The organism is Kosakonia sp. BYX6, assembly GCF_038449125.1.
Lineage (GTDB): Bacteria > Pseudomonadota > Gammaproteobacteria > Enterobacterales > Enterobacteriaceae > Kosakonia > Kosakonia calanthes.
Genome location: NZ_CP151800.1, coordinates 2,470,514 through 2,482,844, shown reverse-complemented (window position 1 = coordinate 2,482,844; position 12,331 = coordinate 2,470,514). Strand labels below are relative to the sequence as shown.

At 56.4% G+C, this 12,331-nt stretch carries 10 protein-coding genes; 8 read left to right on the top strand and 2 right to left on the bottom strand.

The window, feature by feature from the left end:
* The first annotated feature begins 130 nt into the window (after positions 1-130).
* From AAEY27_RS11555 to AAEY27_RS11540, 4 genes are all read left to right on the top strand, one after another.
* Positions 131-832 carry an ABC transporter ATP-binding protein gene (locus tag AAEY27_RS11555; protein WP_342320658.1) on the top strand — a complete coding sequence of 234 codons (702 nt, stop codon included), beginning with the start codon at positions 131-133 and terminating at the stop codon, positions 830-832.
* Complete coding sequence (locus AAEY27_RS11550) at positions 829-1,797, top strand: ABC transporter substrate-binding protein (RefSeq protein ID WP_342320657.1); 969 nt, start codon at positions 829-831, stop codon at positions 1,795-1,797. Before AAEY27_RS11555 ends, AAEY27_RS11550 begins: the two co-directional genes overlap by 4 nt.
* Before the next feature lie 70 nt (positions 1,798-1,867).
* Positions 1,868-3,493: an ABC transporter permease gene (locus AAEY27_RS11545; protein WP_425294677.1), complete on the top strand. Its 1,626-nt coding sequence runs from the start codon at positions 1,868-1,870 to the stop codon at positions 3,491-3,493.
* 75 nt (positions 3,494-3,568) lie between these two features.
* The gene (locus tag AAEY27_RS11540; RefSeq protein WP_342320655.1) at positions 3,569-4,411 is read left to right on the top strand and encodes an arylamine N-acetyltransferase; all 843 of its coding nucleotides are present in this window, start codon (positions 3,569-3,571) and stop codon (positions 4,409-4,411) included.
* Here the strand turns inward: AAEY27_RS11540 and AAEY27_RS11535 are convergent.
* On the bottom strand, positions 4,408-4,983 hold the full coding sequence (locus AAEY27_RS11535) for a TetR family transcriptional regulator (protein ID WP_342320653.1): 576 nt from the start codon (positions 4,981-4,983) through the stop codon (positions 4,408-4,410). The genes AAEY27_RS11540 and AAEY27_RS11535 overlap by 4 nt on opposite strands.
* Positions 4,984-5,101: 118 nt before the next feature.
* Here AAEY27_RS11535 and AAEY27_RS11530 point away from each other — a divergent pair, with 118 nt between their 5' ends.
* Positions 5,102-6,595 carry an MFS transporter gene (locus AAEY27_RS11530; protein ID WP_342320651.1) on the top strand — a complete coding sequence of 498 codons (1,494 nt, stop codon included), beginning with the start codon at positions 5,102-5,104 and terminating at the stop codon, positions 6,593-6,595.
* Here AAEY27_RS11530 and yddG read toward each other — a convergent pair.
* The gene (gene yddG, locus AAEY27_RS11525) at positions 6,592-7,473 is read right to left on the bottom strand and encodes an aromatic amino acid DMT transporter YddG (RefSeq protein WP_342325554.1); all 882 of its coding nucleotides are present in this window, start codon (positions 7,471-7,473) and stop codon (positions 6,592-6,594) included. The two genes, AAEY27_RS11530 and yddG, sit on opposite strands and share 4 nt — an antisense overlap.
* 224 nt (positions 7,474-7,697) lie before the next feature.
* Between yddG and fdnG the strand changes: the two genes are divergently transcribed.
* Genes fdnG through fdnI form a run of 3 tightly spaced genes read left to right on the top strand, consistent with a single transcriptional unit; the run spans position 7,698 to position 12,291 of the window.
* Positions 7,698-10,745, top strand: a complete 3,048-nt coding sequence (gene fdnG / locus AAEY27_RS11520) for a formate dehydrogenase-N subunit alpha (RefSeq protein WP_342320650.1) — start codon at positions 7,698-7,700, stop codon at positions 10,743-10,745.
* Between the two features lie 12 nt (positions 10,746-10,757).
* On the top strand, positions 10,758-11,642 hold the full coding sequence (gene fdxH, locus AAEY27_RS11515) for a formate dehydrogenase subunit beta (protein WP_342320649.1): 885 nt from the start codon (positions 10,758-10,760) through the stop codon (positions 11,640-11,642).
* Positions 11,635-12,291 (top strand): formate dehydrogenase-N subunit gamma, encoded by a 657-nt coding sequence (gene fdnI, locus AAEY27_RS11510; RefSeq protein ID WP_342320648.1) that lies wholly within the window; start codon positions 11,635-11,637, stop codon positions 12,289-12,291. The genes fdxH and fdnI overlap by 8 nt, the downstream gene beginning before the upstream one ends.
* Positions 12,292-12,331: the final 40 nt, after the last annotated feature.

The window sequence follows — 12,331 nt, the reverse complement described above, 5'->3', positions numbered from 1 at the left end:
TCATTTCTTCGTCACATTCCCTGCCTATAGTCAGCCGCAATCAAATCCCAAAGAGGATACAAGATGTTTACTCCCCTGATTTTTGTGCAGGTGAGTGCGGAAAACGGCTTCCTGTCGCGGGAGGGCGTTGATGGACGCATTCACTGACATCCGGCTGCAAGGCGTTTCCTTCGCCTTCGGCGCGCATACCGTTCTCAACCATATCGATTTGCATATCCAACCCGGCAGTATCGTTGCGCTGCTTGGGCCGTCCGGCTGCGGCAAGAGTACTTTGCTGCGCCTGTTAGCGGGTCTGAGTGAACCGGCAGAAGGCGAAATCTGGTTTGGCGATTGTTTAGTGGCAAAAGCTGGCTGGTCATTGCCGCCCGAAGCGCGCGACATCGGCATGGTGTTCCAGGATTACGCCCTGTGGCCGCACATGAGTGTGGCGCAAAACGTCGCATTCCCGCTGAAGATGCGCAATGTACCGCGCGGCGAGCGGGAGCAACGCGTAATGCAGGCGCTGGAGCGGGTCGGGCTGGCGGAATTCGCCCAGCGTAAACCGGCCGGTTTATCAGGCGGCCAGCAACAGCGTGTGGCGCTGGCGCGGGCGATTGTCGCCGAACCCGGCGTGTTGCTGTTTGACGAACCGCTCTCCAACCTCGATACCCAGCTTCGCGAATCCTTATGTCATGAGATGGCGCGTTTGCTGCGACAACTCGGAACGACCGCCGTGTATGTGACGCACGATCGCCGCGAAGCCGAATGGCTCGCCGATCGCATTGTGCATCTGGCATCCGGAACCGTTGAATCTGTTCGAACTGTCACTTCATCCTCAGGGGAAATTGCATGAAAGCTTTATTGTCCGTGAAAAAAGGAGTCGCTTTAGCCATGGTGCTGTCGTCGATGATGATGTCCAGCGCGCACGCGCTCACCGTTTACACAGCCGGTCCTGGATCGCTTGCGAAAAGTCTCGCCAGCGGCTTCGAGCAAAAAACCGGCGTCAAAGTGAATATTTTCCAGGCCACCACTGGCAAAGTGATGGCGCGACTGGAAGCCGAGCAGGCGAACCCGCAGGCTGATATTCTGATTTCCGCGTCGTGGGACACTGCCGAAGATCTGCACAACCGCGGCTGGTTGTTGCCGTTTCACAGCGCCAATGCCGATAAAGTGCCGGATACGCTGAAAAGCGCCGACTTCATTGCGCAGGGGATTTCGGCGCTGGGGATTGTCTGGAATACCCAAAGCGGCACCCCGGAACCGAAAGAGTGGCAGGATCTGACTTCCGCCGACTTTAAAGACAAAGTCACGACGCCAGATCCTGCACTCTCTGGCGCCTCGCTCGATCTGCTGATCGGGTTGCAAAATGGCATGGGCGATAAAGCCTGGCAGTTATTCGATGCGCTGAAACAGAACGGCATGGTCGTTAGCGGTCCGAACGCCCAGGCGGTTACGCCGGTGATGCAGGGCGCGAAAGCGGCGGTTTTCGGCGCGGTGGATTACGTCACTTACGGCAATATCGCCCAGGGTGAATCTCTGAAAGTGATTTTCCCGGCCAGCGGCACGGTCATTGCACCACGCCCGATGATGATCCTCAAAACCACCCAGCACGCCGATGACGCCAAAGCGTTTGTCGATTACGTACTCTCCCCGGAAGGACAAAAAATGGTGGCCGATGCCTGGCTGATGCCGGCTCGCACCGACGTGCAAGCGAAACGCCCGTTGTTCACCGAACTGAAAGTTCTACCGACGCAAAGCGGTGGCACCAGTGAACGTGGCGATGTCCTGAAGCGCTTCAATTCTCTTTTCGCAAAATAAAACCCACTGCGGGGGCCACCCCGCTTTCAGGAACTCCGCCGTGAACCAGAAAGTGATTGCGCGGGTAACGATGGTGCTGCTGATCATGCTGGTGGCGCTGCCGTTGCTGTTTATTCTTTTGCAGGCGGTCTTTCCGCATTTCAGCGCCGGGAAACTCGACGGCGCGTTTTCCGCCATTCCCGCGTTGCTCAAGGCGCCGCAGTTGCCCGCAATGTTTAGCGGTACGCTGCAAATCGCCATAGGCGTGGCACTGCTCAGCGCGGTGATCGGTTTACCGCTCGGCGTAGCGCGCGGCTTGTTCGATATGCCGTGCCCCAAATTGTGGGATCTGCTGTTTCTCATTCCTTTTCTCACGCCGCCGTATATTGCGGCGCTGTCGTGGATGCTGGTGCTGCAAACCCAGGGCTATCTGATGCAGCTGACCGGGCTGGATCTCAACAATCTCTTATTCAGCAAAACCGGCATTGTGCTGGTGATGACGCTGAATATTTTCCCGGTGGTCTATTTCGCTGTGTCGCGCAGTTTGCTCGCCAGCGGGCAACGGCTGGCAATGGTCGCACGGGTTCATGGCGCGACACCGTGGAAAGCGTTTTATCACATCACTCTGCCGCTGTTGTCGCCCGCGCTGGCGGCGGGCATGTTGCTGGCATTCACCCTGGCGGTGGAAGAGTACGGCGTGCCCGCCGCGCTCGGCACACGTTCCGGCGTTGTGATGCTGACGGTTGGCATTGAAGAAAAACTTGCCGACTGGCCGATTGATTTACCCGGCGCGTCGATGTTGTCGGTGGTGTTAATTGTCATCGCGCTGGGCGGTTGGTGGTTGCAGCGCAAACTCACCGGCGATAAAGACGTGACCAGCGTTTCCGGCAAGCCGACTGAACATGTCGGTGCCAGACTCGGTTTTGTCGCCGTGCCGGTGGTGCTGGTGATGGCGGCGATCGGTTTTCTGGCGGTGGTGCTGCCGGGGTTATCGATGGCAATAACCGGTTTTAGCGCCACGCTGTCCGGTGGCTTGTCGCTGGCGAATCTCACCGTTAAGCACTTTGTCGCGCTGTTTGCCCAGAGCGGCGACGCACTTTCAGCGCTGGGTACCAGTTTGTCGCTGGCGCTGGCGGCGGCGGTGATCACCGGGCTGTTAGGGTTGTGCGCCGCCTGGCTGGTGGTGATGCAGAAGATAAGAGGGCGCGGCGTGATGGATGCGCTATCGTTGATGCCAGCCGCGCTGCCCGGCGTGGTGATCGGCGTGGGATTGATTCTGTTGTGGAACCGCGCGTTCTGGCCGGTTTCTCCCTATAACACGTGGGCGATTTTACTGATTTCCTACTGCTGTTTACTGTTGCCGTGGCCGGTGCGCTACATCAGCAGCGCGATGCGCCAGTTAGGCGGCAACCTTGAACCTGCCGCGCGGGTGCATGGTGCCAGCGCGTTTCAGGCGCTGCGTTGGGTTGTGCTGCCACTGATTTTCCCGGCCATGCTGGCGGCAATGTTGATGGTTTTTGCCATTGCGTCGCGCGAGTTGGTGACCTCACTGTTGCTGTCGCCTGCCGGGACACAAACCGTGGCAGTGTTTATCTGGCGGCAGTTTGAACAGGGTTCGGTCGGGCAAGGGATGGCGATGGCGACATTAACGCTTATCACCGGGCTGGCGCTGATGTTGACGGCGCTCGGCATTATGCAGCGCGGCACAAAGGGGTAAATGCAGGGCACGAAATCGCCGGTGAGCGGAAAAAAATGCGTTATAACAAAGGGACATCTTTTACGAGGAGCCGGCATGACCCCTTTTTTGACCGCTTATCTGGCCCGTATTGGCTGGAACCACACGCCCGATGTGTCACTGGAAACGCTGCGGGCGCTGCATTTACACCACAACAGCGCCATTCCTTTTGAAAATCTCGATGTGGTATTAGCGCGTGAAATCGCCCTTAGCGATGACGCGCTGTTTCAGAAGTTAGTGGTCGCCCGGCGCGGCGGTTACTGTTTCGAGCAGAACGGGCTGTTTGAACGGGCGTTAAAAGAGGTCGGTTTTGACGTTCGCAGTTTGTTGGGGCGCGTCGTGCTGGCTAATCCGCCAGAGATGCCGCCGCGCACGCACCGTTTGCTGCTGGTGCAACTTGCCGGTGAGCCGTGGATTGCGGATGTCGGTTTTGGCGGGCAAAGCCTGACCGCGCCGATCCGCATGCAGGCCGATATTGAGCAGGCGACGCCGCATGGGCTTTACCGTTTGCAACGCACGGGTGATGACTGGCAGTTGCAGTTTCGCCACCATGAGAACTGGCAGACGATGTATCAGTTTGAAATGGGCCAGCAATATCAAGCCGATTATGTGATGGGCAATTTTTACTCGGCGCACTGGCCGACGTCGCATTTCCGCCACCATTTATTACTGTGTCGCCACCTGCCGGACGGCGAAAAAATGACGCTGAATAACTTTCACTTTACCCACTGGAAGCAGGGGCTGGCGCAGGAAGAGATCATGCTGCCCGATGTTCCGGCGCTGTATGAAACCCTGCAATCCCGTTTCGGGCTTGGCGTCAGCGACCGTGAACACGGTTTTAGCCTGCAGCAACTGGAAAAAGTAATGAGCGGCTTTGATCTCCACGGTGAGCATGCTTAGCCCAGCTCTTTTTCAATCATCACCGCCAGATGGCGCTTGAACGCCGCTTCATCGACATCTGGCATGCCTAAAACACAAATGCCGTCCATGCCGCAGACCAGCGCAATCAAACGCCAGGCGATATTTTGCGCACTGTCGTTATCACTAAATTCCCCGGCGGCGCGGCCTTGCTCAATAAGTTGCACCACTTTGACGTGCCACATCTCCATGGTCAGCAGGTAAGCGCCTTTGATCTCCGGCTCTTTGCTCGCCAGCAATAACGCTTCACGCCACAAATGCACATACGGCTCCAGCCCGCCTTCATCGCTGCCGAGCATTGAGTGCAACTGCTCACGCCACGGCGCGCTGGCGGGCACCACTTCGACTTCCAGCAATTCGGCGATCAGGCGAATGAACGCCTGCGATTTCAACTCGTTCGCCGAGGTGAAATGGTGATGGACCTGACCGGTAGCCACACCGGCTTCGCTGGCGATGCGGCGCACCGTCATGGCGGAAAACCCTTCCGCCAGCGCCACACGCATCGCGGCCTTAAGGATCACTTCCCGGCGATCGTCCCGATTTAAATAGCGCATAAAACCTCGTAGCGATTGAGTGTGGCGCGAGTGTAACAAAAAGCTGGACATGCGTTCAACAATACGTAGGATCGCGTTTCTGGACGCGCGTCCAGGATAGTAAAAAGAGGGAGAAGTTATGTTTCGTCAGTGGTTAACGTTGGTCATTATTGTGTTGGTGTATATTCCGGTCGCCATTGATGCGACGGTGCTGCATGTGGCCGCGCCGACACTCAGCGCCGAGTTGAACGCCAGCGGCAATGAGCTGCTGTGGATTATCGATATCTACTCGCTGGTGATGGCCGGGATGGTACTGCCGATGGGGGCGCTGGGCGACAAAATCGGTTTTAAACGCCTGCTGTTGATTGGCAGCGCACTGTTTGGCGGCGCGTCACTGCTGGCAGCATTTGCGACCAGCGCCAGTTGGCTTATCGCCACGCGTGCACTGCTTGCCGTAGGTGCCGCGATGATTGTTCCCGCCACGCTCGCCGGGATCCGCAATACCTTTTCACAGACGCGCCATCGCAACACCGCGCTCGGCGTCTGGGCGGCAGTGGGTTCCGGCGGCGCGGCATTTGGTCCGCTTGTTGGCGGCATGCTGTTAGAACATTTTTACTGGGGGTCGGTATTCCTGATTAACACGCCCATTGTGATCGGTGTGATGGCGCTGACTGCACGTTATGTGCCGCGCCAACAGGGCCGCGAAGATCAGCCACTGCATCTGAACCAGGCGATTGGGCTGATTGTCGCCATTTTGTTATTGGTGTGGAGCGCCAAAACCGCCATGAAAGGCACGCTACCGCTGTGGATTGTGGCGAGCACATTGCTGATCGGCGCCGTGTTATTAACGCTGTTTGTGCGCATTCAACTGGCGGCGCGCACGCCGATGATCGACATGCGTTTGTTTACTCATCGGGTCATTTTAAGTGGCGTGCTGATGGCGATCACCGCGATGGTGACGCTGGTCGGTTTTGAACTGCTGATGGCGCAGGAGCTGCAATTTGTTCACGGTTTCACACCGTTCGCCGCAGGTGTCTTTATGTTGCCGGTGATGGTCGCCAGCGGCTTTAGCGGGCCGATTGCCGGTGTTTTGGTGTCGAAACTCGGGCTACGACGCGTAGCGGCAGGCGGCATGGCGCTAAGCGCGGTGAGCTTTCTGGGGCTTTCGGTCACTAACTTCTCAACACAACCGTGGCTAGCCGGGTTGCTAATGGCGCTGCTTGGTTTTAGCGCCGCCAGCGCCTTGTTGGCATCAACGGCGGCAATCATGGCGGCGGCACCCAAAGAGAAAGCCGCCGCCGCGGGCGCGATTGAAGCCATGTCTTATGAACTTGGCGCGGGCCTCGGCATTGCGGTTTTCGGGCTGATTTTAAGCCGCAGCTTTGCCGCTTCTATTGAACTGCCGCAAGGCCTGAGTCGCGACGCCGCCGCGCAAGCGTCTTCCTCGATTGGCGAAGCGTTTCGCCTGGCGCAGGACGCCGATCCCGCGCTGGCGCAAGGGATCATTGCAGCGGCGAAAACGGCATTTATCGGCTCGCACAGCGTTGCGCTCAGCACCGCCAGCGCGCTGTTAATTATGCTGGCGGTCGGGATTTGGTTTAGCCTGGCGGGAGTCGAAAAAGCGGAACATTAAACCTGGCGGGTTGACCACCAGCAGAGCAGCGATCCGCCGCACACCATCAACGCCCCTTGCCAGAAAGCGAAGGAGAGCGGGGCGTTGAGCACCACGGCGGCCAGCGCCGACGAGAGCACCGGCGTGAAATAGGACGCGGCCGCCAGCACCGTGACATTGCCGTGCAGAATGCCGATATTCCATGACGCATAACCAAAACCCAGCGCAATGGCAGTCATCACTAATTTCACGGTCACCGCCAGTGTGAAGGTCATCGGCGGCTGCGGCGATAAGGCAAATTTCACCCACAAGGTTGCCGCTGTCAGCAACACAAAGAGCGTGATACCGTTTGCGCCTTTCGCATATTTGGTGGTGACCGTGCAGTAAATCGCCCAAATAAACGCCCCGGCAAAGGCCAACGCATAACTGAGCGGGCTGGAAATAATATTCTGTTTAATGTCGGCGATGTTTAGCCCGCTTTCACCGCCTAATACCCAACTGACGCCGAGAATCGCCAGTAATAAACCGGGGACCACCCAAAAATTCGATTTTTGGCCGTTGAATAATATCGCGCATAAGATCGTCAAACTCGGCCATAAATAATTGACCATGCCGACTTCAATCGCCTGTTGGCGCGTCGCCGCAAAACCCAGCGACAGCGCGAGGCATAGCTCGTAGCTGACAAATAACACGCTACCGGCAAGCAGATAACGTGGCGAAAAGCGCCGCAAATCGGGAAAGCCGACCGTCACGATCAGCAATAATCCGCTTAAGGTATAGATCATCGCCGCGCCGCCCACCGGCCCCAGCCCTTCGCTGACGGCACGAATAAAGCCGACCATCGTGCTCCACAGTAATACCGCCAGTAAACCAATTAATGTCGCGCGTTTTCTATTCATCACTTCACTTATCTGGCCTGAAACAAAACCTCAACTTATAACACGCTCGTTTCAAACATCGCGAATACAAATCCGGTAGGCCTACCCCCAAAGGGGGGATAACGCCACATAAATGGGACTATTTAGGATTAACTGCTGTCATTATTGATTTGCCGCAATTAACTCACCACGTGAAATGTTTAGTTTCCCGGCCGCAATCAAAGATAAATATTTTGAGGAAAGCAATGAACGTCAACCGCAGACAATTTTTCCGGATCTGCGCGGGCGGAATGGCAGGAACGACAGTGGCTGCATTGGGGTTTGCCCCCAAAATGGCGCTGGCTCAGACGCGAAATTATAAATTACTGCGCGCGAAAGAGGTTCGAAACTCCTGTACATACTGTTCCGTGGGTTGTGGGTTATTAATGTATAGCCTGGGCGATGGCGCGAAGAACGCCAAAGAAGCGATTTACCATATCGAAGGGGATCCGGATCACCCGGTCAGCCGTGGTGCGCTGTGCCCGAAGGGAGCCGGCCTGCTTGATTATGTCCACAGTGAAAACCGCCTGCGTTACCCGGAATACCGCGCGCCAGGTTCTGATAAATGGCAGCGTATCAGTTGGGATGAAGCGTTTAACCGCATCGCGCGTCTGATGAAAGATGACCGCGACGCGCATTTTGTTGAGAACAACACTGACGGTGTGAAAGTGAACCGCTGGCTCTCCACCGGTATGCTCTGCGCCTCGGCGGCGAGTAATGAAACCGGCATGCTAACGCAAAAATTTGTGCGTTCGCTTGGCATGCTGGCGGTAGATAACCAGGCACGCGTCTGACACGGACCAACGGTAGCAAGTCTTGCTCCAACATTTGGTCGCGGTGCGATGACCAACCACTGGGTTGATATCAAAAACGCCAACGTGGTGATGGTAATGGGCGGCAACGCCGCTGAAGCCCACCCGGTCGGTTTCCGCTGGGCGATGGAAGCCAAAAACAACAATGACGCGACACTTATCGTGGTCGATCCGCGTTTTACGCGCACGGCCTCGGTTGCCGATATCTATGCGCCAATACGTTCCGGGACGGATATTACCTTCCTCTCCGGCGTGCTGCGCTACCTGATTGAAAACAACAAAATCAACGCCGAATACGTTCAACACTACACCAACGCCAGCTTGCTGGTGCGCGATGATTTTGCTTTTGAAGACGGCTTGTTCAGCGGCTACGACGAACAAAAACGCCAGTATGACAAGACGACGTGGAACTATCAGTTTGACGAAAACGGTTATGCCAAACGCGATGACACGCTGACCCACCCGCGCTGTGTGTGGAATTTGCTGAAACAGCACGTTGCGCGCTACACGCCGGAAACGGTGGAAAACATCTGCGGCACGCCAAAAGCGGACTTCCTGAAAGTGTGCGAAGTGCTGGCCTCCACCAGCGCGGTGGACCGAACCACCACGTTCTTATATGCGCTGGGCTGGACGCAACACACTGTGGGCGCACAAAACATCCGCACGATGGCGATGATCCAGTTGCTGCTCGGCAATATGGGAATGGCCGGTGGCGGGGTAAATGCCCTGCGCGGTCACTCCAATATTCAGGGGCTGACGGATCTCGGTTTGCTGTCAACCAGCCTGCCGGGTTACCTGACGTTGCCGTCAGAGAAACAGACCGACTTGCAGCAATATCTGGCGGCCAATACGCCGAAAGCGACGTTGCCGGATCAGGTCAACTACTGGAGTAACTATCCAAAATTCTTTGTCAGCCTGATGAAATCGTTTTATGGCGACGCGGCACAGCAAGAGAACGACTGGGGCTTCGACTGGCTACCGAAGTGGGATCAGGCCTACGACGTCATCAAGTATTTCAACATGATGTCGAAGGGTGACGTCACCGGTTATATCTGTCAGGGCTTTAACCCGGTGGCGTCGTTCCCGGACAAAAACAAAGTCGTTAGCACGTTGAGCAAGCTGAAGTACATGGTGGTGATTGACCCGCTGGTCACGGAAACCTCCACGTTCTGGCAGAACCACGGCGAAATGAACGATGTCGATCCGGCGGCGATCGCCACTGAAGTGTTCCGCCTGCCATCTACCTGCTTTGCGGAAGAAGATGGCTCGATTGCCAACTCCGGGCGCTGGTTGCAGTGGCACTGGAAAGGCCAGGACGCACCGGGCGAAGCGCTTAACGATGGCGAAATTCTCGCCGGGATTTACCATCGCCTGCGCGACATGTATCGCACGGAAGGTGGTAAAGGCGCTGAACCGCTACTGAAAATGTCCTGGAACTACAGCCAGCCGCACAATCCGCATTCGGAAGAAGTGGCGAAAGAGAACAACGGCTATGCGCTGGCGGATCTCTATGATGCGAACGGGCAACTGCTGGCGAAAAAAGGCCAGTTGCTCAATAGCTTTGCGCTGCTGCGCGATGACGGTTCAACAGCGTCGTCATGCTGGATCTACAGCGGAAGCTGGACGGATCAGGGCAACCAGATGGCCAACCGCGATAACGCTGACCCGTCCGGGTTGGGCAATACGCTGGGATGGGCGTGGGCATGGCCGATGAATCGCCGTGTGCTCTATAACCGCGCGTCGGCTGATTTCCAGGGCAAACCCTGGGATGCGAAACGCATGCTTATCCAGTGGAACGGCGCGAAGTGGGTCGGCAACGATATTCCGGACTTCAACACCGCCCCTCCGGGCAGCAATACCGGCCCGTTCATCATGCAGCAGGAAGGGCTGGGTCGTCTGTTTGCCCTCGACAAACTGGCAGAAGGGCCATTCCCGGAGCACTACGAGCCAATGGAAACGCCGCTTGGCACCAACCCGTTGCACCCGAATGTGGTTTCCAACCCGGTGGTGCGTATTTACGAAGACGATATCAAGCGTATGGGGAAAAAAGACCAGTTCCCGTATGTCGGCACAACGTATCGCCTGACGGAGCACTTCCATACCTGGACCAAGCACGCGCGTCTGAACGCTATTGCCCAACCGCAGCAGTTTGTCGAAATCAGCGAAACGCTGGCGGCGGCAAAAGGTATCAACAATGGCGACCGTGTGCGGGTCAGCAGCAAACGCGGTTTTATTCGCGCGGTTGCGGTGGTGACGCGCCGTTTGCGTACCTTGCAGGTGCATGGTCAACAGGTGGAAACCGTCGGTATTCCATTGCACTGGGGCTTTGAAGGGGTGGCGCAGAAAGGTTATATCGCCAACACGCTGACACCTAACGTTGGCGATGCGAACTCGCAAACGCCGGAATACAAAGCGTTTTTAGTGAATATCGAGAAGGCGTAACGGAGCGAAATTATGGCTATGGAAACGCAGGACATTATTAAACGCTCCGCGACCAACGGGATCACGCCGCCGCCGAGGGCGCGTGACGATAAAGCGGAAGTCGCCAAGCTCATTGATGTTTCCACCTGTGTGGGCTGCAAAGCCTGCCAGGTGGCGTGCTCAGAGTGGAACGATATTCGCGATGAAGTGGGGCACTGCGTCGGGGTTTACGATAACCCGGCCGATCTCAGCGCCAAGTCCTGGACGGTAATGCGCTTTAGCGAAACCGAACAGAACGGCAAGCTGGAGTGGCTGATCCGCAAAGATGGCTGCATGCACTGCGCGGATCCGGGCTGCCTGAAAGCGTGCCCGTCTTCCGGGGCAATCATCCAGTACGCGAACGGTATTGTCGACTTTCAGCAGGAGAACTGCATTGGTTGCGGCTACTGCATCGCCGGGTGTCCATTTAACGTCCCGCGCCTCAATAAAGAGGATAACCGGGTTTATAAATGCACGCTGTGTGTCGATCGCGTCAGTGTTGGTCAGGAACCGGCGTGCGTAAAAACGTGCCCGACCGGCGCCATTCATTTCGGTACGAAAAAAGAGATGCTGGAACTGGGCGAGCAACGGGTTGAGAAGCTAAAAGCGCGCGGCTATAGCAATGCGGGGATTTATAACCCGCAGGGCGTTGGCGGTACGCATGTGATGTATGTGCTGCACCATGCGGACAATCCGCCGCTTTATCACGGTTTGGCGAAAGATCCGCACATCGATACGGCGGTCGGGCTGTGGAAAGGGGTGCTGAAACCGTTGTCAGCAGCGGGTTTCCTCGCCACCTTTGCCGGTCTGATTTACCACTACATTGGCATCGGGCCGAACAAAGAAGTGGCTGACGACGAAGAGGAGCATCATGAGTAAGTCAAAAATGATTGTGCGCACAAAGTTTGTCGACCGCGCCTGTCACTGGACGGTCGTTATCTGCTTTTTCCTGGTCGCGCTCTCCGGCATTTCGTTTTTCTTCCCGACGCTGCAATGGCTGACGGAAACCTTCGGTACGCCGCAAATGGGGCGCATTTTGCACCCATTTTTCGGCGTGCTTGTCTTCGTGGCGCTGATGTTTATGTTTGTGCGTTTTGTGCATCACAACATCCCGGATAAGCAAGACCTGCCGTGGATTAAAAACATTGTTGAGGTGCTGAAAGGCAACGAGCATAAAGTGGCGAAAGTCGGTAAGTACAACGCCGGGCAAAAGATGATGTTCTGGACCATTATGAGCATGATGACCGTGCTGCTGGTGACCGGCGTCATCATCTGGCGCCCGTACTTTGCACAGTACTTCCCCATTCAGGTGATTCGCTACAGCCTGCTGCTGCATGCAACTTCCGCAATTATTTTGATCCACGCCATCCTGATCCATATGTATATGGCGTTCTGGGTGAAAGGTTCCATCAAAGGCATGGTCGAAGGCAAAGTCAGCCGCCGCTGGGCGCAAAAACATCACCCGCGCTGGTACCGCGATGTTGAACGTATGGAAGCCAAAAAAGAGAGTACCGAAGGCATCAAATAACGTTATTCCCGCTCCGGACGGCCGTTCGGAGCGGTTCTCC